22 protein-coding genes and 2 pseudogenes are annotated in these 19,778 nt (G+C 66.6%); 18 read left to right on the forward strand and 6 right to left on the reverse strand.

Going from position 1 to position 19,778, the window contains the following annotated elements; translation table 11 throughout:
• Positions 1–13: 13 nt before the first annotated feature.
• Positions 14–511, reverse strand: a complete 498-nt coding sequence (gene rimP, locus WV31_RS04005; RefSeq protein WP_085372379.1) for a ribosome maturation factor RimP — start codon at positions 509–511, stop codon at positions 14–16.
• A gap of 155 nt (positions 512–666) precedes the next feature.
• Positions 667–1,881 carry a 6-phosphofructokinase gene (locus tag WV31_RS04010; protein WP_085372380.1) on the reverse strand — a complete coding sequence of 405 codons (1,215 nt, stop codon included), beginning with the start codon at positions 1,879–1,881 and terminating at the stop codon, positions 667–669.
• A 100-nt stretch (positions 1,882–1,981) separates the two neighbouring features.
• Here WV31_RS04010 and WV31_RS04015 point away from each other — a divergent pair, with 100 nt between their 5' ends.
• From WV31_RS04015 to WV31_RS04060, 10 genes are all read left to right on the forward strand, one after another.
• A complete protein-coding gene (locus WV31_RS04015) occupies positions 1,982–2,197 on the forward strand; it encodes a DUF1289 domain-containing protein (protein WP_085372381.1) in 216 nt (71 codons plus the stop codon).
• Between the two features lie 140 nt (positions 2,198–2,337).
• A complete protein-coding gene (gene rplU, locus WV31_RS04020) occupies positions 2,338–2,640 on the forward strand; it encodes a 50S ribosomal protein L21 (RefSeq protein ID WP_068428581.1) in 303 nt (100 codons plus the stop codon).
• A 32-nt stretch (positions 2,641–2,672) separates the two neighbouring features.
• Positions 2,673–2,942 carry a 50S ribosomal protein L27 gene (gene rpmA, locus WV31_RS04025; RefSeq protein ID WP_068428584.1) on the forward strand — a complete coding sequence of 90 codons (270 nt, stop codon included), beginning with the start codon at positions 2,673–2,675 and terminating at the stop codon, positions 2,940–2,942.
• A 188-nt stretch (positions 2,943–3,130) separates the two neighbouring features.
• On the forward strand, positions 3,131–4,348 hold the full coding sequence (obgE, locus tag WV31_RS04030) for a GTPase ObgE (protein ID WP_085372382.1): 1,218 nt from the start codon (positions 3,131–3,133) through the stop codon (positions 4,346–4,348).
• Between the two features lie 139 nt (positions 4,349–4,487).
• Positions 4,488–5,600: a glutamate 5-kinase gene (gene proB, locus WV31_RS04035; protein ID WP_085375446.1), complete on the forward strand. Its 1,113-nt coding sequence runs from the start codon at positions 4,488–4,490 to the stop codon at positions 5,598–5,600.
• The gene (locus WV31_RS04040) at positions 5,600–6,865 is read left to right on the forward strand and encodes a glutamate-5-semialdehyde dehydrogenase (protein WP_168185844.1); all 1,266 of its coding nucleotides are present in this window, start codon (positions 5,600–5,602) and stop codon (positions 6,863–6,865) included. Before proB ends, WV31_RS04040 begins: the two co-directional genes overlap by 1 nt.
• Positions 6,862–7,473 carry a nicotinate-nucleotide adenylyltransferase gene (locus WV31_RS04045; RefSeq protein ID WP_085372384.1) on the forward strand — a complete coding sequence of 204 codons (612 nt, stop codon included), beginning with the start codon at positions 6,862–6,864 and terminating at the stop codon, positions 7,471–7,473. The genes WV31_RS04040 and WV31_RS04045 overlap by 4 nt, the downstream gene beginning before the upstream one ends.
• 65 nt (positions 7,474–7,538) lie before the next feature.
• Positions 7,539–7,892, forward strand: coding sequence for a ribosome silencing factor (gene rsfS, locus WV31_RS04050; protein ID WP_237051480.1), 354 nt, complete (start codon positions 7,539–7,541; stop codon positions 7,890–7,892).
• Positions 7,892–8,350 (forward strand): 23S rRNA (pseudouridine(1915)-N(3))-methyltransferase RlmH, encoded by a 459-nt coding sequence (gene rlmH, locus WV31_RS04055; protein WP_085372385.1) that lies wholly within the window; start codon positions 7,892–7,894, stop codon positions 8,348–8,350. The genes rsfS and rlmH overlap by 1 nt, the downstream gene beginning before the upstream one ends.
• A 92-nt stretch (positions 8,351–8,442) precedes the next feature.
• Positions 8,443–8,955, forward strand: a complete 513-nt coding sequence (locus tag WV31_RS04060) for a hypothetical protein (RefSeq protein ID WP_168185845.1) — start codon at positions 8,443–8,445, stop codon at positions 8,953–8,955.
• Between the two features lie 135 nt (positions 8,956–9,090).
• On the opposite strand, the gene WV31_RS04065 is transcribed toward WV31_RS04060, so the two are convergent.
• Both WV31_RS04065 and WV31_RS04070 read right to left on the reverse strand, forming a co-directional pair.
• Positions 9,091–9,792, reverse strand: coding sequence for a class I SAM-dependent methyltransferase (locus tag WV31_RS04065; protein WP_085372386.1), 702 nt, complete (start codon positions 9,790–9,792; stop codon positions 9,091–9,093).
• An 18-nt stretch (positions 9,793–9,810) separates the two neighbouring features.
• A complete protein-coding gene (locus WV31_RS04070) occupies positions 9,811–10,332 on the reverse strand; it encodes a tRNA (cytidine(34)-2'-O)-methyltransferase (protein WP_206072580.1) in 522 nt (173 codons plus the stop codon).
• Between the two features lie 96 nt (positions 10,333–10,428).
• Between WV31_RS04070 and petA the strand changes: the two genes are divergently transcribed.
• The 5 genes and pseudogenes from petA (at position 10,429) to WV31_RS04090 (ending at position 15,628) form a co-directional block, all read left to right on the forward strand.
• Entirely contained in the window at positions 10,429–10,983 is a 555-nt protein-coding gene (gene petA / locus WV31_RS04075; protein WP_085372387.1) for a ubiquinol-cytochrome c reductase iron-sulfur subunit, read from the forward strand.
• Between the two features lie 11 nt (positions 10,984–10,994).
• A pseudogene (locus tag WV31_RS22370) lies at positions 10,995–12,227 on the forward strand (cytochrome b); the annotation flags it as partial.
• A 111-nt stretch (positions 12,228–12,338) separates the two neighbouring features.
• Positions 12,339–12,992: pseudogene (locus tag WV31_RS22375) on the forward strand (cytochrome c1); the annotation flags it as partial.
• 134 nt (positions 12,993–13,126) lie between these two features.
• Positions 13,127–14,911 carry a lipid A export permease/ATP-binding protein MsbA gene (gene msbA, locus WV31_RS04085; RefSeq protein ID WP_085372388.1) on the forward strand — a complete coding sequence of 595 codons (1,785 nt, stop codon included), beginning with the start codon at positions 13,127–13,129 and terminating at the stop codon, positions 14,909–14,911.
• Positions 14,912–14,917: 6 nt separating this feature from the next.
• The gene (locus tag WV31_RS04090) at positions 14,918–15,628 is read left to right on the forward strand and encodes a lysophospholipid acyltransferase family protein (RefSeq protein WP_085372389.1); all 711 of its coding nucleotides are present in this window, start codon (positions 14,918–14,920) and stop codon (positions 15,626–15,628) included.
• Between the two features lie 2 nt (positions 15,629–15,630).
• On the opposite strand, the gene WV31_RS04095 is transcribed toward WV31_RS04090, so the two are convergent.
• Together WV31_RS04095 and WV31_RS04100 are read right to left on the reverse strand one after the other, a co-directional pair.
• The gene (locus tag WV31_RS04095; RefSeq protein ID WP_085372390.1) at positions 15,631–16,032 is read right to left on the reverse strand and encodes a hypothetical protein; all 402 of its coding nucleotides are present in this window, start codon (positions 16,030–16,032) and stop codon (positions 15,631–15,633) included.
• A 30-nt stretch (positions 16,033–16,062) separates the two neighbouring features.
• Complete coding sequence (locus WV31_RS04100; RefSeq protein WP_085372391.1) at positions 16,063–16,518, reverse strand: BPSL0067 family protein; 456 nt, start codon at positions 16,516–16,518, stop codon at positions 16,063–16,065.
• A gap of 131 nt (positions 16,519–16,649) precedes the next feature.
• Between WV31_RS04100 and WV31_RS04105 the strand changes: the two genes are divergently transcribed.
• Genes WV31_RS04105 through WV31_RS04115 form a run of 3 tightly spaced genes read left to right on the forward strand, consistent with a single transcriptional unit; the run spans position 16,650 to position 19,751 of the window.
• Positions 16,650–17,924, forward strand: coding sequence for a 3-deoxy-D-manno-octulosonic acid transferase (locus WV31_RS04105; protein WP_085372392.1), 1,275 nt, complete (start codon positions 16,650–16,652; stop codon positions 17,922–17,924).
• Entirely contained in the window at positions 17,911–18,888 is a 978-nt protein-coding gene (gene lpxK, locus WV31_RS04110; protein WP_085372393.1) for a tetraacyldisaccharide 4'-kinase, read from the forward strand. The genes WV31_RS04105 and lpxK overlap by 14 nt, the downstream gene beginning before the upstream one ends.
• Positions 18,885–19,751, forward strand: coding sequence for a lysophospholipid acyltransferase family protein (locus WV31_RS04115; protein ID WP_085372394.1), 867 nt, complete (start codon positions 18,885–18,887; stop codon positions 19,749–19,751). Before lpxK ends, WV31_RS04115 begins: the two co-directional genes overlap by 4 nt.
• Positions 19,752–19,778 lie beyond the last annotated feature (27 nt).

Below are 19,778 nucleotides of genomic sequence, written 5' to 3' on the forward strand. Positions count from 1 at the left end.
TCCTAATGCGTCCTCACTCTTCCTGGTCTTGCATGGTCGCGGCGATCAGTTCGTCGGTCAGCACCAGCTTGGCGCCGCGAACATCGGCCAGCGGAATGGTTACTTCGCCCGTCTCGACGGCAAGGCGCACGAAAGCGCCCGTCTCGTCCAGACCCAGCAGCTTGCCCCGGAACCGCTTGCGCCCGTCGATGGGCTGGCACGATTCCATCTTGGCCTCGAACCCCGCCCACGCGACGAAGTCCTTGGCCCGGGTCAGCGGACGGTCGATGCCCGGCGAGCTCACCTCGAGGGTGTAGGCCGCCGAGATGGGGTCCTCCACATCCAAGAGGGCCGAAACCGAGCGGCTGATGTCGGCACAATCGTCCACGGCCATCATCACGCCGTCCTTGCGATCCGCCATGATCTGAAGCGTGAGCCGCTGCTTACCCTGCAGCTGCACCCGCACCAGCTCGTACCCCATGGCGTCCAGTGACGGCGCGATCAGGGCCTCCAAACGGCTTTGAAGATCCATAACCCTGTCGCCTTGCGACCTAACGTTGGTCCCTAAAAACAAAAAAAGTGGGCCACTGGCCCACCCTCATCTTCCCGTCAGACGGGACTATAAGAATGTGTCTGTGGCGCACTATAGCCAAATCGGCGGCAATCGCAAGAATTCTTGTAATGGCCTCAGCGCTTCAGGATCCTTGGCACCGAATTGAGGCGCAGGCGGAAGGCGTCGGGCATGCCCGAGCCCAGCAGGGGGCGCAGATACATGCGGAAGGCATCGGTGACGTCGGTGCCCGAGTCCGCGATGAAGTGGTCCTCCATCACCCGGGTCTTGCCCGCCACGTCTTCCAGCGGCAGCAGCTTGTAGTCCACCGAGTAGAATCCGGTGCGCTGGATGACCACCGAGCCGTCCCGATCGCCCCACATGGCGAACTGTACCGCCTTTTCGCCCACCTCGCGGGCCTCGCGCTGGTCCACGTCGGAGACGCAGCCGATGAACGAGCGCTGGAGATAGCCGAAGGTGTCGCCCCTGACCCGCTTGATGCCCAGCTTGGTCCTGACCTCCTCGCACAGGAGGTCGGACAGCGCCCCAGTGCCCGACAGCTGGATGTTGCCGTGAGCGTCCTGCTCGGTGGCCTTGGCCAGTTTGGTGATGATGGGAGCGCCCGCCTCGTCGTGGATGCCCTCCGACAGGGCGACCACGCAGCGGCCGTACTTGTCGTAGGCGGCCTTCACGTCGGCCAGGAAGCTGTCCACCTTGAACACGCGCTCGGGCAGGTAGATCAGGTGGGGGCCGTCGTCGGGAAACTTCTTGCCCAGCGCGGAAGCCGCGGTGAGGAAGCCGGCATGGCGGCCCATCACCACCGCCAGATAGACACCGCGCAGGGCCGCATTGTCCAGGTTGACGCCCATGAAGGCCTGGGCGACGAAGCGGGCCGCCGAGGGAAAACCGGGCGTGTGGTCGTTCAACACCAGATCGTTGTCGATGGTCTTGGGGATGTGGATGCAGCGCAGCGGATAGCCGGCGTTCCTCGCCTCCTCCGAGACGATGCGCACGGTGTCCGACGAATCGTTGCCGCCGATATAGAAGAAATAGGCGATGCCGTGGGCCTTTAAGACCTCGAAGATCTCGTGGCAGTACTTGAGGTCCGGCTTGTCGCGTGTCGAGCCCAGGGCCGAGGACGGGGTCTGGGCCACCATTTCCAGGTTGTGGCTGGTCTCCTGGGTGAGGTCGAGGAAATCCTCGTTGACGATGCCCCGCACCCCGTGATGGGCGCCATAGACCAGATCGACGTTGCGGAACTTCCGGGATTCCAGGACGGCGCCGACCATGGACTGGTTGATCACCGCCGTGGGACCGCCGCCCTGGGCCACCAGAACCTTGCCGTGCAGCATGGAACGCCTCCCTTTTGGTGCTGTCTCAAAGATAGCCCCTTTTCCCGAAGCCGCCAGCGACCAATATGAGGGTGAGCCAGCGCTTTGATGGGGACAGAACTTGCCCGCACCGCCCTTGCGCGTCTTCGACTCGCCCTGCAAATCCGTCTGCCGCATCGACAACCGTTTCGGCTGGTGCATCGGCTGCAAGCGAACCCGTGCCGAGATCAAGGCCTGGTCCACCGCCAGCGAGTCCGAGAAGCGCGACATTCTCGCCCGCCTTCCGGGGCGCTCGGCCGCCGAGTCCGGATTGCTGGCCCGGGGCGGTTCCCAGTGATCGGAATCGGTTAGGCGCGGTTCTTACGAATCCGATTCAGATAGCCGTTGACTCTGCCTTGGGGGTGAGTATATTTCGGCCCTCTCGCGCGGTGGGCTCCCTTCGCGCGTCACTGTTTCTTTTGCTCAGGTAGAATCGTCATGTTCGCAGTCATCCAGACCGGCGGTAAGCAGTACAAGGTCGCTTCGGGCGACGTGATCCGCGTCGAGAAGCTGGCCGGTGAGGCCGGTGCCGAGGTTGTGCTCGATCAGGTGCTGATGGTCGGCGAAAAGATCGGCGCGCCCGTCGTGGCCGGCGCCAGCGTGAAGGCCACCGTGGTGGCCCAGGCCCGCGGCGAGAAAATCATCGTCTTCAAGAAGCGCCGCCGCCAGAATTCGCGCCGTAAGAACGGCCACCGCCAGGACCTGACGATCCTGCGCATCACCGACATTTCCGCCGGCTGATCGCCCGCGCGCCGATAGTAGGAGAGTAGACTATGGCTCATAAAAAGGCTGGCGGTTCGTCCCGCAACGGCCGCGACTCCGCGGGTCAGCGGCTCGGCGTCAAGAAGTTCGGTGGCGAGCTGGTGATTCCCGGCAACATCATCGTGCGTCAGCGCGGCACCAAGTTCTATCCCGGCACCAATGTGGGCATGGGCAAGGATCACACCCTGTTCGCCACCGCGATGGGCAAGGTGACCTTCCAGCACAAGGCCGAGGGCCGCACCTTCGTGGTCGTGGAGCCCCTGCCGGAGGCCGCCGAATAAGGCCGTTCCCGGACGCTTGCGTTTTTAAGAAAGGGGAACGGTTCGCCGTTCCCCTTTTGCTTTTTTGGTCACCTGTCTACTCTCGTCATCGCCGGGCTTGACCCGGCGATCCATGGATGCCCGGACCAAGTCCGGGCATGACGGGAGCTCAAACACGTCCCCTTTGCTCCGTTGCGGATACGCCAGTTATGAAGTTCCTCGATCAGGCCAAGATTTTCGTCAAGTCCGGCGACGGCGGCGCGGGCTGCTGCTCGTTCAGGCGCGAAAAGCACATCGAATTCGGCGGGCCTGACGGCGGCGACGGCGGGCGGGGTGGCGACGTCATCTTAGAATGCGTGGCCAACCTCAACACCCTGATCGACTACCGCTACCAGCAGCACTTCAAGGCCAAGATCGGCAATCACGGCCAGGGCCGCAACAAGACCGGCGGCAAGGGCGACGACGTGATCCTGAAGGTGCCGGTGGGCACCCAGGTGCTGGACGAGGACAAGGAGACGGTGCTGGCCGACCTCACCCAGGCGGGACAGAGGGTGGTCCTGCTCAGGGGCGGCGACGGCGGCTTCGGCAACCTGCACTACAAGTCGTCCACCAACCAGGCGCCCCGGCGCGCCGACGAGGGCTGGCCGGGCGAGGAATGCTGGATCTGGCTGCGCCTCAAGATGATCGCCGACGCCGGTCTGGTGGGGCTGCCCAATGCCGGCAAGTCCACCTTCCTGGCCGCCGTGACCCGGGCGCGGCCCAAGATCGCCGACTATCCCTTCACCACGCTGCACCCCAATCTGGGCGTGGTGACGCTGGGCGAGGAAGAGTTCGTCATCGCCGACATTCCCGGCCTGATCGAAGGCGCCCACGAGGGTGCGGGCATCGGCGACCGCTTCCTGGGCCATATCGAGCGCTGCCGCGTGCTGCTGCATCTGATCGACGGGACCGCCGATGACGTGGCCGAGGCCTACCGGGTGGTGCGCCATGAGCTGGCCGCCTATGGCGGCGGCCTGGACGAGAAGCCCGAGGTGGTGGCGCTGAACAAGTGCGACTCGCTTAACCCCGACGACATCGAGCTGAAGCTGATGGAACTGTCGGAAGCCTGCGGCCAGGAGGTCCTGCCCCTGTCGGGCGTCTCCGGCGTGGGATTGAAGCCCATCCTGGCCCGGCTGTTCACCCACATCAGGCAAGCCCGCGAGGAAGAGCCCGAGGTACCCGCCGCCTCGGCGGTGTTCGGCTCGGGCAAGCGCGGCGCCCCCACCTTCCAGCAAAGGAAGCGCAAGGCCGAGGACGACCAGTTCGCCGGCGGCCATTGGGGCGCCGACGGCGAATGGATCTGGCATGATGGCGAGGACGAGGACGACGGGGATTACGACGACGAGGTCCTCGACGGAGAACTGGAAGAAGGAGACGAGGAAGAATGACCTTCGTTCCTGTCATCCCGACGACCATCGGGAGGAGGGATCTCGTCCTGACCGAACGGTACCGTATCGGCACCGCCTTTCAGAGCGGAGATCCCTCGCTTACGCTCGGGATGACAAACCGTCTTGGGTGGAGCGCCCCGTGAACCAGCTCGCCTCCGCCAAGCGCCTGATCATCAAGATCGGCTCCTCGCTGCTGGTCGATGATTCCACCGGCCAGGTGAAGCGCGCCTGGCTGGAGACGCTGGCCGCCGACATCGCCGCCTGCAAGGCGCGCGGCCAGGAGGTCATCGTGGTGTCGTCGGGCGCGGTGGCGGTGGGACGGCGCAAGCTGGGCCTGGTTCCGCCCCTGAAGCTGGAGGAGAAGCAGGCCGCCGCCGCCACGGGGCAGATCCGTCTGGCCCATGCCTGGCAGGAGGCGCTGGCCCATCACCACATCACCGTGGCCCAGGTGCTGCTGACCCTGGACGATTCCGAGAACCGGCGGCGCTACCTCAACGCGCGGACAACACTCGAGACCCTGCTGAAGCTGGGCGCCGTGCCGGTGATCAACGAGAACGACACGGTGGCCACCGCCGAGATCCGCGTCGGCGACAACGACCGCCTCGCCGCCCGCGTCGCCCAGATGGTGTCGGCCGACGCATTGGTGCTGTTCTCCGACATCGACGGCCTTTACACCGCCGATCCGCGCAAGGACGCGTCGGCCACCTTCATTCCCGAGGTGCACGAGCTGACGCCCGAGATCGAGGCCATGGCCGGCGATCCCGGCTCGGCCTACGGCTCGGGCGGCATGGTCACCAAGCTGGTGGCGGCGCGCATCTGCCTGTCGGCCGGCTGCCGCATGGCCATCACCAGGGGCGAGCCCATGCACCCCCTGAAGGCCATCGAGAATGGCGGGCGCTGCACTTGGTTCCTGCCCAATTCCGAGCCCAGGACGGCCCGCAAGCAATGGATCTTCGGCTCCATGAAACCCGCCGGCGCCGTGGTGCTGGACGCCGGGGCCGCGCGTGCCCTGGCCCAGGGCCGCTCGCTGCTGCCCGCCGGCGTCACGGCGGTGGACGGCGAGTTCGAGCGCGGCGATTGCGTGCTGGTCCGGGATTCCTCGGCCAAGGTGCTGGGGCGCGGCCTGGTGGCCTATTCCAGCGCCGACGCCCGCGCCGTCATGGGCCGCAAGTCGGGCGAGATCGAGGCCATCCTGGGCTTCAAGGGCCGCGACGAGTTGATTCACCGCGACGATCTGGTGATGGAGGGATGATGATGAGCGACCTTCAGGCGATGATGACCGACCTGGGCAAGCGCGCCCGCGCCGCCGCCCGTGTGCTCGCCCTTGCCCCGTCCGCCACCAAGGACAAGGCGCTGCGCGCCGCAGCAGGGGCCATCCGCATCGACGCCGGGCTGATCATGGACGCCAACGCCAAGGACATGGCGGCGGGCGAGGCCAAGGGCCTTTCCAAGGCCATGCTCGACCGCCTGATGCTGAACCAGGCCCGCATCGAGGCCATGGCCAAGGGGCTGGAGGACATCGCCCGGCTGCCCGATCCGGTGGGACGCTCGCTGGCGGAATGGACCCGGCCCAACGGCATGCACATCTCGCGCGTCGCCGTGCCGCTGGGCGTCATCGGCATCATCTACGAGAGCCGGCCCAACGTCACCGCCGACGCCGCCGCGCTTTGCCTGAAATCGGGCAACGCCACCATCCTGCGCGGCGGCTCGGAAAGCTTCCATTCGTCCCAGGCCATCCTGGCGGCGCTCAAAGGCGGCTTCACCGCCTGCGGCCTGCCCGAAGACGCGGTGCAGATGGTGCCCACCACCGACCGCGAGGCGGTGGGGGTGATGCTGCGCCTGTCCGACTACATCGACGTCATCGTGCCCCGTGGCGGCAAGTCGCTGGTGGAGCGCGTGGTGGCCGAGAGCCGCATCCCGCTGTTCCAGCACCTGGAAGGCATCTGCCACACCTATGTGGACGGCTCCGCCGACCTGGACATGGCCAAGACCATCGTGCTCAACGCCAAGATGCGCCGTACCGGCATCTGCGGCGCCACCGAGACGCTGCTGGTGGACAAGGCCTGCGCCAAGACCCACCTTGCGCCGCTGGTCTCCATGCTGATCGACGCGGGCTGCGAGGTGCGGGGCGACCACCTGGCCCAAGAGGCCGATTGCCGCGCCCTGCCGGCCGCCGAAACCGACTGGAGCACCGAATATCTGGACGCCATCATCTCGGTGAAGGTGGTGGACGGGGTCAAGGCCGCCATCGAGCACATCAACACCTACGGCTCGCACCACACCGAGGCCATCGTCGCCGAGGACCCGGCCGCCGCCGAGACCTTCCTGCAGGGGTGCGACTCGGCCATCGTGCTGTGGAACGCCTCGACCCAGTTCGCCGATGGCGGCGAGTTCGGCATGGGCGCCGAGATCGGTATCTCGACGGGCAAGATGCACGCCCGCGGCCCCGTGGGGGTCGAACAGCTCTGCACCTTCAAATACGTGGTGAAGGGCAGCGGCCAGGTCCGGCCGGGGTGACGCGGCCCCGCCTCAATCCCTGGGGCGAGCCCCGGCGGGCGCGGGTCGGCCTTCTGGGCGGCTCGTTCAATCCGGCGCACGACGGGCACCGCCATATCGCCCTGCTGGCGCTCCGGCTGCTGGGCCTGGACGAGGTCTGGCTGCTGGTCAGCCCGCAGAACCCCTTGAAGCCGGTTTCCGGCATGGCGCCGTTGCCAGAGCGCCTCGCCTCGGCGGAGACCGTTTGCGCCGGGCATCCGCGCCTGCGGCCCACCGCCATCGAAACCGGCCTGGGCACACGCTACACCGCCGACACCCTGGAGATGCTGCGCCAACGCTTCCCCCGCATCCGTTTCGTCTGGCTGATGGGGGCCGACAATCTGGCCGGGTTCCACCGCTGGGCCCGCTGGGAAAGCATCTTCCAATCGGTGCCCGTTGCGATTCTGGCGCGTGGTCCCTATTCTGCGCGAAACCTCGGCACGAGAGCGGCCCATCGCTTCGCGCATCACCGCCTGCCGTCGTCGAGGGCCCGATTCTTGTGGCAAGCTCAGCCGCCCGCCTGGGCGTTCCTGCACATCCGGCGCCACGCCGCCTCATCCACCGCCATCCGCAACAGGAGACAACCATAGCCCGCAAACCCGCCGCCAAGGCCGAATCCGCCGCACCCGCCCCCGCTCCCTCGCTGGCGGAGATCGTGGCGGCCACCCTGGACGACCACAAGGCCGAGGACGTGGTCATCCTCGACCTCAAGGGCCGCACCTCCATCACCGACACCATGGTCATCGCCACCGGCAAGTCCCAGCGCCAGGTGGGCGCCATGGCCGACCACGTGGAGAAGGCCCTGAAGCAGGCCGGACAAAGGGTCACCATCGAAGGCATGCCCCAGTGCGATTGGGTGCTGGTGGACGGGGGCGACATCATCGTCCACCTGTTCCGCCCCGAGGTCCGCACCTTCTACAATCTGGAAAAGATGTGGGGCGCGCTGGAAGCCAAGGCCGACGCCCCCACCGCGGCGGCCGTGCGCGCCAAGGCGATCGAACAGGGCTGATGCGCCTTCTAATCAGAGCGGTAGGCAAGGCCAAGGCCGGCCCCGAGCAGGACCTGTTCCGCCAGTATTGCCGCCGCCTGAGCCCGCCGCCCCTCCTCAGGGAGGTGGAGGAGAAGCGCCCGCTCTCCGGTCCGCAGTTGAAGGCCCGCGAGGCGGAATTGCTGCTGGCCGTCATCCCCGATGGCGCCAGGGTGGTGGCGCTCGACGAGCGGGGCCGCGACATCGGTTCGGTGGACTTCGCCGGAAAGCTGCGGGACTGGCGCGATGGCGGCGCCCAGGACGTGGCCTTCCTGATCGGCGGAGCCGACGGCCATGGCGACGCGGTGCGCGACCGGGCCGACCTGCTGTTGTCGTTCGGGCGCATGACCTGGCCGCATATGCTGGTTCGCGCCCTGCTGGCCGAGCAATTGTGGCGGGCTCATTCGATTCTGACCGGCCACCCCTACCATCGGCCCTGACCGATGGCCATATAACCATGGACTCTTGAAATTCTGTCCTTCATGGCGCAAGGATGGCGCAGGGGATATTGGCGGGGTTCCAAGGAGGGGTAGTGTCGGACTCTGATATTCCGCCGGAAGAGCGGGCTGCCTTCGAGGAATACGTTGCCAGGGTCGGCGGCACCAACATCAGTGCCCAGACCCTGCTGGCCACCGATTATCTCAACCATTTCAACGAGATCGTCATGCTGCTCGACATGGTTCCGGACATGCCGGACATGATCGAGGAATGCAAGATGTGGGCTCCGAAGAGCTACCAGGAGCATTTCGCCGATTCCACCTTCAAGGACAAGCAGCTGGCGGTGGAGGCCTATGAAGCCGTGCCCACCAAGTTCCGCCGCCCCTTCGAAGAGACCATCAACCACCTGAACACCCTGATCCTGGGGGGCGTCGCCAAGCTGGAAGACGAAATCGTCGCCGGGGCCGACCCGGGCCTCACCGCCGAGCACGTCAAGGCCATCTCACGCGCCGCCCAGGCCCTGATGGATTGCGCCAACGCCATCATCCACGGCTCGAACCGCGCCATGGCCCAGGTGGAAATCGACGGGTTGCTGGGCGGAACCTGAGGGGGGCGTTCTCCTCACGTCATCCCGAGCGCATGCGAGGGATCTCATCCTGGAACGGCATTTCCGGTTTGGAAGCGGCATGCCAAGCGGAGATCCCTCCGCCCAAGGGCGTCGGGATGACAGGCATTTCTTATGTCACGAAAGCCGTCTGGCCACCCAGCCGCCGAAGCACAGCGCCCGGAAATAGGGCTCGGGCCTGGCGAAGCCGGTTTCGGCCAGCAATTGGGTCAGCCGCTCCTCGGTCACCGGGAAGATGTCGCGGTCCACGTGGCGGAAGCCCTTTTCCACCTCCACCTCGGGAATGCCCGCCGCCAGCTGCAGATGCCGCCACCAGGCCCGCAGCTGCTGCTGCCAGGGATCGCTCCACACGCCGAACAGGTCGGCCAGCACCAGGGGCGCGCCGGGCTTCAGATGGGCGGCCACTTCTTCCAGCAGGGTCTTCTTCGCCCCGTCATCGGGCAGGAAATGCATGACCAGCAGCAAGGTGGCGGCGTCGAAGGGCTCGAACTTGGGCAGGTCGCCCACCTTGGAGGGGTAAAGCCGCACCCGGGCGGTGAGGTTGTGCTCCTTCACCTTGATCTCGGCGTGCTCGAGCATTTCCTTGGAAGGGTCGACGCCCACCACCGAAAGATTGGGGCAGCTTTCCGCCAGGGCGACGCATTCGGCCCCGGTTCCCGCCCCGATCACCAGGGCGCGCCCCCGGCCCGACGTGGTCTCGGCGACGATCTGGCACGACAGGACGTGCAGGGCGTCATAGCCGGGAATGGCTTCCCTGACCCGCTTGTCATAGGCGGCGGCGCGGTCGGCGTCCCAGTGGCGGACGGTATCAACACTCATATCTGCTCGCTCCCCTCCTTATGGGAAGGCCTCCAGCTGCCGCAACGCCTCGGCGGTGGCGATGGACGCCGCCAGCGCCACGTTGAGCGACCGCGCCCCCGGCCGCATGGGAATGCGGATGCGGGCCTGGGCCGCGTCGAAGACAGAAGGCGGCACACCGGAACTTTCCCGTCCGACCATGATGGTGTCACCCGGGGCGAAAGGAAAGCGGTCATGACGCGCATCGCCCCCGGTGGTCAGCAGCACCAGGCGGCGGCCCCCTGCAGCCAGGGCGGCGGCGAAGGACTCCCACGACGTATGGCGGGTGTAACTGGCCTGAGAGATATAATCCATTCCGGCGCGCCGGACTTTACGTTCATCAAGGACAAAGCCGCAGGGTTCGATTATATCCACGCCTACGCCCAGACAGGCGGACAGGCGCAGAAGCGTCCCCGCATTCTGCGGAATATCCGGCTGGTAAAGGGCGAGGCGGAGAAGATCCAAGGGGGGTCTCGACGGCTGATTCGGACGGCACGGGATGTTGCTTTGCAGCAACGTCATATTAGCCGCTCCGCATGCATGTCGAGACGGCTGTTGAATCGACCCGGACGATGTGGTTAATAGTCGCGCTTCCGCGGGCCAACAAGAGGATTAATCATGGCTGATCAGGCACACAATGCCCAGCCCTCGTCGGTGGACGGGCAGACACGGCGGGATTTCCTGCTGTACGCCACTGCCGGCGTCGGTGCGATTGGGACTGGCTTGGCACTTTGGCCGTTCGTGCATAGCATGAACCCGGCCGCTGATACTTTGGCGCTTTCCACCACCGACGTGGACATCTCGGCCATCAAGCCGGGCCAGTCCGTCACCGTGGTGTGGCGCGGCAAGCCGGTCTTCGTCCGGCACCGCCTGCCCGAGGAAATCGCCGACGCCGGCAAGGTCAACACCGCCGAGCTGCGTGAGCCCGAGACCGACGCCCAGCGCGCCAAGAAGCCCGAATGGCTGATCCTGATCGGCGTCTGCACCCATCTGGGCTGCGTGCCGCTGGGCCAGAAGCCCGCCGACCCCAAGGGTGAGTTCGGCGGCTGGTTCTGCCCGTGCCATGGGTCGCACTACGACACGTCGGGCCGTATCCGCAAGGGCCCGGCTCCGGCCAACCTGCCGGTGCCGCCGTATCAGTTCACCACCGACACCACCGTCCGGATCGGCTGAGGGGGCCCGTCATGAGCGACTTCAAGAGCAACAACAAGGTGGTCAACTGGATCGAAGAGCGCCTGCCCATCTTCTCGATGATGCAGCACTCGGCGATCGAGTACCCGACGCCTCGCAATCTGAACTACTGGTGGAACTTCGGTTCGCTGGCCGCGGTGATGCTGATCATCATGATCCTCACCGGCCTGTTCCTGGCCATGAACTATTCCTCCCACACCTCGCTGGCCTTCGACTCGGTCGAACGCATCATGCGCGACGTGAACTACGGCTGGCTGCTGCGCTACCTGCACGCCAACGGCGCGTCCATGTTCTTCATCCTGGTGTACATCCACATCTTCCGCGGCCTGTACTACGGTTCGTACAAGTCCCCGCGCGAGATCCTGTGGTTCATCGGCATCGCCATCTTCCTGGCGATGATGGCCACCGGCTTCATGGGCTACGTGCTGCCCTGGGGCCAGATGTCCTTCTGGGGCGCCACGGTGATCACCAACCTGTTCTCGGCCTTCCCGGTGGTGGGCGAGTACATCGTGACCCTGCTGTGGGGCGGCTTCTCGGTGGATAACCCCACGCTGAACCGCTTCTTCGCGCTGCACTTCCTGCTGCCCTTCGTGATCCTGGGTCTGGTGGTGGTGCACGTGTGGGCCCTGCATACCGTCAAGTCGAACAACCCGCTGGGCATCGACATGAAGGGTCCGCAGGATTCCATCCCCTTCCACCCCTACTACACGATCAAGGACCTGTACGGCATCGGCCTGTTCCTGATGTTCTACATGGCCTTCGTGTTCTGGGCGCCCAACTTCTTCGGCGAGCCGGACAACTACATCCCGGCGAACCCGATGGTGACGCCGCCGCACATCGTGCCCGAATGGTACTATCTGCCGTTCTACGCGATCCTGCGCGCCTTCACCTTCGACCTGCCCTTCCTGCCGGCCAAGCTGCAGGGCGTGCTGGCCATGTTCTCGGCCATCCTGATCCTGTTCGCCCTGCCCTGGCTGGACACCTCCAAGGTGCGCTCGGCCAAGTTCCGTCCGCTGTACCGCCAGTTCTTCTGGCTGTTCTTCGTGGACTGCATGGTGCTGGGCTATGTGGGTGGCAAGCCGGCCGAAGGCATCCTGATCAAGATCGGTCAGTTCTGCACCGCCTACTACTTCGCCCACTTCCTGGTGATCCTGCCCCTCATCGGCAAGATCGAGAAGCCCAAGGCCCTGCCCGCCTCCATCGCCCAGCCGGTGGTCAAGGCCGCCGCCCTGGTCGCCATGATCATGGTCGGCCTGGCCGGCTTCGGCGGCGAGGCCAAGGCCAGCAGCGCCGGCATGCCCGAGTTCAAGAAGCCGGCGACCGCCTTCTCCTGGGAAGGTTTCTTCGGCAAGCATGACAAGGCGGCCCTGAAGCGCGGCTGGCAGGTGTTCCACGACGTGTGCGCCAACTGCCACTCCATGAAGCTGGTGTCGTACCGCAATCTGGCCGATATCGGGTTCACCGAGGACGAGATCAAGGCGTTCGCCGCCGAGAAGGAAGTCCCCGATGCCCCCAACGACGAAGGCGTGGTCAACAACCGTCCCGCCCGCGCCTCGGACCGCATCGTGCCGCCGTTTGCCAACGACAAGGCCGCTGCGGCGGCCAACGGCGGCGCCCTGCCGCCCGACCTGTCGCTGATGAACAAGGCCCGTCCCAACGGTCCCTATTACGTCTACTCGCTGATGCTGGGCTACGAGGACGCCGCTCCCGAGGGTCATCCGATCCCCGAGGGCAAGTTCTTCAACCACTACTTCCCCGGCAACGCCATCAGCATGCCCGCCCCGGTCATGGATGACATCGTCACCTATGCCGACGGCACCAAGGCGACCAAGGAGCAGATCGCCTACGACATCACCACCTTCCTCAACTGGGCCGCCGAGCCCGAGTTGGACGCCCGCAAGTCGCTGGGCCTCAAGGTGATGGTGTTCCTGGGCGTTCTCACCGCGCTGATGTACGCGCTGAAGCGTCAGATCTGGAAGGACGTGCATTAAGAGGCAGGCCCGCGCCTCTTGATTCACCGCTATCGGACGGCCGTCGTTGGCGACAACGGCGGCCGTTTCGTTTTGACGCCGCGCGGCGCCGTGATATGGTCCGCGCGCACGTGCCGTCGCGAGGCCATAGTCCGTTGAGCAAGCAGAAGATTTCCTTCGACCATTCCACCTGGGTCCTGGTGCGCCGCCTGTTCAACGAGGGCATGCGCCCCTATATGGGCAAGGTCATGGCCGCCGTGTTCTGCATGGTGGTGGGCGCCGCCGCCAACGCGGGCTATGCCCTGCTGATGGACCCGGTGGTCAACAAGATCTTCACCGAGAAGCGCCCCGAATTCCTGCTGCCGCTGGCGGCCGCCGTGCTGGCCACTTTCGCGGTCAAGTCGGTGTGCAATTACGGTGAGGCGGTGTTCCTGTCCAAAGTGGGCCTGCGCGTCATCGCCGACATGCAGGCGCGCCTGTTCGCCCACCTGATGCGCCTCGACGTCGCCTTCTTTCACGCCAATTCCACGGGCCGCATCCTGTCGCGCCTGACCAACGACATCTCGCAGATGCGCTTCGCGGTGTCCGACGCGCTGACGGGGGCGGGCAAGGACGCCTCGTCGGTGATCTTCCTGATCGGCGCCATGTTCTACCAGGACTGGCGGCTGTCGGCCTGGACCTTCTTCATCTTCCCCATCGCCATCCTGCCCATCCGCAAGCTGGGCCGGCGCATGCGCAAGGTCACCGCCAACACCCAGGACCACATGGGCCAGCTCACCACCTATCTGGAGCAGGCCATCCAGGGCATCCGGGTGGTCAAGGCCTATGGCATGGAGGAGTACGAGAAGCGCAAGGTGGGCGCCCTGGTGGAGATGCTCCAGGACCTGATCTACAAGGCGGCCCGGGTGCGCTCGGCCTCCTCGCCCATCATGGAGCTTCTGGGCGGCATCGCCATCACCGTGGTGATCCTGTACGGCGGCACGCGGGTGGTGGCGGGCGAGACCACGCCCGGCGCCTTCTTCTCGTTCATCACCGCCCTGATGCTGGCCTATCGCCCCATCAAGTCGCTGGCGGCCATGAACACCAACCTGCAGGAAGGCCTGGCGGCGGCGGCGCGCACCTTCTCGGTGCTCGACACCCACCCCTCCATCGTCGAGAAGGACGGCTCCCCCGATCTGGTGGTGCTGGAGGGCAAGGTCAGCTTCGAAGGCGTGTTCTTCACCTATGACGGCGCCAAGGCGGTGCTGGACGGTATCGACCTCCCCGTGCCCGGCGGCAAGACCGTGGCCCTGGTGGGGCCGTCGGGCGCCGGCAAGTCCACGGTGCTGAACCTGCTGCCCCGCTTCTACGACGTCACCGACGGACGCGTGCTGGTGGACGGCCAGGACGTGCGCGGCGTCAGCCTCGCCTCGCTTCGCGCCAAGATCGCCCTGGTCAGCCAGGAGATCACCCTGTTCGACGACACCATCCGCGCCAACATCGCCTATGGCCGCTTCGGCGCCACCGACGAGGAGATCGAGGCCGCCGCCCGTTCGGCCGCCGCCCACGACTTCATCATCGGCCTGCCCGAGGGCTACGACACCGTGGTGGGCGAGCGCGGCCTGAACCTGTCGGGCGGCCAGCGCCAGCGCCTGGCCATCGCGCGCGCCATGCTGAAGAACGCCCCCATCCTGCTGCTGGACGAAGCCACCAGCGCGCTGGACACCGAATCCGAGCGCCAGGTGCAGACCGCGCTGGAATTGCTGATGAAGGGCCGCACCACCATCGTCATCGCCCACCGCCTGTCCACCGTGGTCAACGCCGACCTGATTCACGTGCTGGACAAGGGACGGGTGATCGAATCCGGCGACCACAACGCCCTGATGGCCAGGGACGGGACTTATGCCCGCCTCTACGCCATGCAGTTCGCCGAGGAAGCCGCCAGACCCGTCGGAGGCTGAAAGCCCATGAGCTGGGCCAAGCGCATCGGCAAGAGCGAGGGATTGCGCGGGCTGCTGTGCTGGCTGGGCTCGCTCTACATCCGCTTCGTCTACCTCAGCGGCCGCTGGAGCGTGATCAACGGCGGCCATGCCCAGGTGCTGTGGGACTCCGGCCAGCCCTTCATCCTGGCCTTCTGGCACGGCCGCATCCTGATGATGCCCAAGTCGTGGCGACGAAGCGTGCCCATCCACATGCTGATCAGCCAGCACAGGGACGGCCAACTGATCGCGCGGACCGTGTCCCATTTCGGCATCGACACCGTCCAGGGCTCCACCACCCGGGGCGGCAGCGCCGCGCTGCGGGCCATGCTGAAATTCCTGAAGTCCGGGGAATGCGTCGGCATCACCCCCGACGGCCCCAAGGGGCCGCGCATGCGGGCCAGCGACGGCATCGTGGCGGTGGCCAAGCTGTCGGGAGTGCCCATCCTGCCCGCCACCTTCGCCACCAGCCGCCGCAAGCTGCTGCGCAGCTGGGACCGCTTCGCATTGGCGCTTCCCTTCTCGCGCGGGGTCTTCGTCTGGGGCGCCCCCATCCTGGTGCCCAAGGATGCCGATGAAACGGCCATGGAATCCGCCCGTCGGGCGGTGGAGGACAGCCTCAACGCCATCACGCGGGACGCCGATGCCCGCATGGGCCAGGACACGCCGGAGCCTGCTTCGGTCGAGGGGGCCTCATGACCCTAGGGCCGCGACGTGCACCAGATGCGCAGAAAGACGTGTTCAATCGGCCCGCCGGCGCCGGGTTCGACCGGCTGCGGCTTCAACACGTCGCGGGCCAGCCAGTCGCATCGTTCGACCTTACCCGGAACCTTCAGCACGACGCTGCCGCTTCCTTGGACCCCGCGGTACCGACAGATAAGCTTTGCATTTCTGTCATTCCAAGGCTGCGGGACTTCCGTGGCGCGCCAAACATCGCCCCGGCGAACTTCATTGGCCATATCCCCACCATCCTCGGCTCCATAGATGGGGTGCCCGCCAACCAATTTATGGTCGCGGTTCTCCGGGTCCGTCAACGGGCAGTCGGTCTGAAAAGCCATGGCCGGAGCCGCAACCAAGAGCAGAACGAGGACGAGGCGAAGCATGGCGATATCTCCATCGCCATGCTGCCATACTCATTTGCGCTTGATAACGGAATAGTGCTCGGCTCGTCCCGGGAATTGTTTGAACGTTTTCTGGGGCGGATCATTCTTCGACTGATCGAATACCCATATCCCTCTCTGACCATCGTGAACCCCATATTCCAGAAAGATGGCGGCATGGTTGCCGCTGCTCTTGTTCGGGTAGCGGCCGTTCTTGAAGGTGGCGATGGGCGTGCCGCGCTCCAGCGGCGGGACGCCGAAATCGCGGATGGGCGGGCCTTCCTGCCAGTCGGCGGCGCGGCCGACCTCGGGAGCGAGGTGCTTGACCAGGGCGACGCATTCGCTGCTCTCGCCCACTTGCGTGTTGCCGGCGATGACCTTGGCCATCTTGGCTTCAAAGTCCTTGACCACGTATCCGTGCTCGGACGCGGTCTTGGACCAGCGGCCATGGTCGTCGCGGGGCTGGTTGGAGTCGTAATTGTTCGGCATGGCGACTCTCCAATGAAAAAGGCCGCCCGATGGGGGCGGCCTGTTGCTGAACGCAAGGGTGGCGTTGATGCCCCCAGCCTAGCCGCCAACGACAATGTTGTCCATTTGTTCTCGGCCAGGGGGAGGGTGGCATGATCTACCGCCTGTACCGGGGACTGACCACCATGGGCGGGCCGCTGATCACCGCCTATCTGGAGCGGCGCAAGGCCCGCGGCAAGGAGGATGCCGCCCGGTTTCCGGAGCGCCTGGGCCATCCCGGCCAGCCCCGCCCCAATGGGCCATTGGTGTGGATGCACGGCGCCTCGGTGGGCGAGGCGCTGTCCATGCTGCCGCTGGTGGACCGCCTGCTGGCCCGGGGCCTGGGCGTGCTGATGACCACCGGCACCGTGACCTCGGCCCGGCTGCTGGCCGAGCGGCTGCCCAAGGGCGCGCTGCATCAATACGTTCCGGTGGACCGGATCGCCTTTGTGCGCTCGTTCCTCAACCACTGGCGGCCCGACCTGGCGCTGTGGGCGGAATCCGAGTACTGGCCCAATCTGCTGGCCGAGACCCGCCACCGGGGCATTCCCCAGGTGCTGATCCAGGGCCGCATGTCGGCCAAATCCTTCGCCGCCTGGAAGAAGGTTCCCGGCTTCATCCACAAGATGCTGTCGGGCTTCGCGCTCTGCCTGGCCCAGACCGAATCCGACGCCGGGCGCATCCGGACTCTGGGCGGGCGCGACGTGCGCTGCCTGGGCAACCTCAAATACGCGGTGGCGCCCCTGCCCTGCGACACGGCTGCGCTGGAACGCCTGCGGGCCGAGATCGCCAGACGGCCGGTGTGGCTGGCGGCCAGTACCCATCCGGGCGAGGAGGCTCTGGCCGGGCGGGTGCATGAAGCCCTGGGACTGCCCGGTCTGCTGACCATCATCATTCCCCGTCACCACACCCGTGGGTCCGAGGTGGCGGCTGAAATGCGCGCCCAGGGCCTTGGCGTGGCCTTGCGCTCCGCCGGCGAGGCCATCACGCCGGAAACGGCGGTCTACATCGCCGACACCATGGGCGAGTTGGGGCTGTTCTATCGCTTAGGGGGACCGGTCTTCGTGGGCAAGAGCCTCTGCGTCGGCGGCGGCCAGAACCCCTTCGAGCCCGCCCTGCTGGGCGCCGCCGTGCTGTTCGGCCCGCTGATGGACAACTTCCCCGACATGGCGCCCTCCATGCTGGCGGCCGGCGCCGCGCTGCGGGTCAGGGACGAGGGCGAACTGGCCGTGACAATCCGCGCCCTGCTGGCCGACCCGCAGGCGCTGCTGGCGGCGGGAACGGCGGCCAGGACCTGGGCCGAGGGCGAGGCCGGCATCCTGGACCAGGTGATGGAGGCGCTCGCCCCCTTCCTTGAAGCCCTGGAGGCCGCCCATGCGCGCCCCTGATTTCTGGCACAAGGACAACGCCATCGCCCGAATGCTGGCCCCGCTGGGGGCCGTCTACGGCTGGGCGGTGCGCCGCAACCTGGAACGGGCCGAGGAATACCGCCCCGCCGTGCCGGTGATCTGCATCGGCAACATCGTGGCCGGCGGGGCCGGCAAGACGCCGGTGGGCATCGCGCTGGCGCGGCGCCTGATCGCCGCCGGGGTGAAGCCCCATTTCCTCACCCGCGGCTATGGCGGCACCGAGGTGGGTCCCCGCGCCGTGGACCTGGACCGCCATGACAGCGTCCGGGTCGGCGACGAGGCGCTGCTGCTGGCCCGCGAGGCGCCCACCTGGGTGGCGCGCTGGCGGCCCGACGGAGCGGTGGCCGCCGCCCAGATGGGCGCCGACGTGATCATCATGGACGACGGTTTCCAGAACGGCTCCATCGCCAAGGATCTGTCGCTGGTGGTGGTGGACGGCGAATACGGCTTCGGCAATGGCCGCACCATGCCGGCCGGGCCGTGCCGCGAGCCCCCCGACCAGGGTCTGGCCCGCGCCGACGCCATGGTGGTGATCGGCGAGGACAGATGCGGACTGGCCGGGATGGCCCGCGCCCACCATCTGCCGCTGCTGGCCGCCCGGCTGGTTCCCGGCCCCGATGGCGCCGCGCTGAAGGGCCGCAAGGTGGTGGCTTTCGCCGGCATCGGCCGGCCCGAGAAGTTCTTCGCCACCTTGAAACAGTGCGGGGCGCGGCTGACCGCCGATCATTCCTTTCCCGACCACCACCCCTTCGCCCGCGCCGACATCGAGGCGCTGCTGGCCGAGGCCGAGAGCAACGAGGCCACCCTGGTCACCACTGCCAAGGATGCGGTGCGCCTGCCCGCCGATCTGCGCGCCCGCGTCACCGTGCTCGGCGTGGCTCTGGACTGGGAGGACCCTTCCCTGCTAACTCCCCTGCTGGACCGCATCGGAGTGACGGCATGACGAAGAAGGAACTGCGCCAACGCCTGGAGGCCCTGGGGGCCCGGATGGTGTGGGGACTGTTCGCTCTGCTGCCGCTGGACGCCGCCTCGGGGCTGGGCGGTTGGCTGGGCCGCGCCATCGGGCCGCTGCTGGGCGTCAACCGGGTGGCGCGGCGAAACCTCAAGGCCGCCTTCCCGGACAAGTCCGATGCCGAGATCGCGGCCATCATCGCCGACATGTGGGAGCATCTCGGCCGGGTGGCCGCCGAGTTCTCCCACCTGAAGCGCATCGCCACCGAGCGGGTGGAACTGGTCGGCGGAGAGTACATCGACCTGCTGCGTGACGACGGAAAGGCCGGCATCTTCATCTCGGGCCACATGGGCAATTGGGAATTGAACGGCGCGGTGGCCGCCGTTCGCGGCCTGCCCCTGCACCTGATCTACCGGGCCGCCAACAATCCCTGGGTCGAGGACCTTTACCGCAAGGGCCGGGCCGACGCCTCCTACGCCCTGATCCAGAAGGGACCGGAAGGCGCCCGCCAGGCGCTGATGGTGCTGAAGAATGGCGGGCATCTCGGCATGCTGGTGGACCAGAAGATGAATGACGGGGTGCCCATCCCCTTCTTCGGCCGCGACGCCATGACCGCCCCGGCCCAGGCCGCCTTCGCCACCAAGTTCAAATGCCCCCTGGTCCCCGCCCGGGTCGAGCGGATCAGGGGCGCGAATTTCCGCGTCACCGTCTTTCCGCCCATGGAGATGCCGGGCACCGGCATTGGGCACGAGGACAACCGCATCCTGCTCACCCGCATCAACGCCATGTTCGAAGACTGGATCCGCGAGCGGCCCGAGCAATGGCTGTGGGTCCACCGGCGCTGGCCGGAATGAAGCGCCCCATCATGTCATCCCGAGCGC

This window comes from Magnetospirillum sp. ME-1, from assembly GCF_002105535.1.
Taxonomy (GTDB): Bacteria; Pseudomonadota; Alphaproteobacteria; order Rhodospirillales; family Magnetospirillaceae; genus Phaeospirillum.

Coding starts and splice junctions, on each gene's coding strand:
- rplU (WP_068428581.1), top strand. CDS start 2,338: ATGTTCGCAGTCATCCAGACCGGCGGTAAGCAGTACAAGGTCGCTTCG.
- WV31_RS04065 (WP_085372386.1), bottom strand. CDS start 9,792: ATGAGTGTTGATACCGTCCGCCACTGGGACGCCGACCGCGCCGCCGCC.
- WV31_RS04095 (WP_085372390.1), bottom strand. CDS start 16,032: ATGCTTCGCCTCGTCCTCGTTCTGCTCTTGGTTGCGGCTCCGGCCATG.
- lpxK (WP_085372393.1), top strand. CDS start 17,911: ATGCGCGCCCCTGATTTCTGGCACAAGGACAACGCCATCGCCCGAATG.
- WV31_RS04105 (WP_085372392.1), top strand. CDS start 16,650: ATGATCTACCGCCTGTACCGGGGACTGACCACCATGGGCGGGCCGCTG.
- WV31_RS04010 (WP_085372380.1), bottom strand. CDS start 1,881: ATGCTGCACGGCAAGGTTCTGGTGGCCCAGGGCGGCGGTCCCACGGCG.
- WV31_RS04090 (WP_085372389.1), top strand. CDS start 14,918: ATGAGCTGGGCCAAGCGCATCGGCAAGAGCGAGGGATTGCGCGGGCTG.
- rlmH (WP_085372385.1), top strand. CDS start 7,892: ATGCGCCTTCTAATCAGAGCGGTAGGCAAGGCCAAGGCCGGCCCCGAG.
- WV31_RS04040 (WP_168185844.1), top strand. CDS start 5,600: ATGATGAGCGACCTTCAGGCGATGATGACCGACCTGGGCAAGCGCGCC.
- WV31_RS04115 (WP_085372394.1), top strand. CDS start 18,885: ATGACGAAGAAGGAACTGCGCCAACGCCTGGAGGCCCTGGGGGCCCGG.
- WV31_RS04070 (WP_206072580.1), bottom strand. CDS start 10,332: ATGACGTTGCTGCAAAGCAACATCCCGTGCCGTCCGAATCAGCCGTCG.
- obgE (WP_085372382.1), top strand. CDS start 3,131: ATGAAGTTCCTCGATCAGGCCAAGATTTTCGTCAAGTCCGGCGACGGC.
- WV31_RS04100 (WP_085372391.1), bottom strand. CDS start 16,518: ATGCCGAACAATTACGACTCCAACCAGCCCCGCGACGACCATGGCCGC.
- rpmA (WP_068428584.1), top strand. CDS start 2,673: ATGGCTCATAAAAAGGCTGGCGGTTCGTCCCGCAACGGCCGCGACTCC.
- petA (WP_085372387.1), top strand. CDS start 10,429: ATGGCTGATCAGGCACACAATGCCCAGCCCTCGTCGGTGGACGGGCAG.
- rimP (WP_085372379.1), bottom strand. CDS start 511: ATGGATCTTCAAAGCCGTTTGGAGGCCCTGATCGCGCCGTCACTGGAC.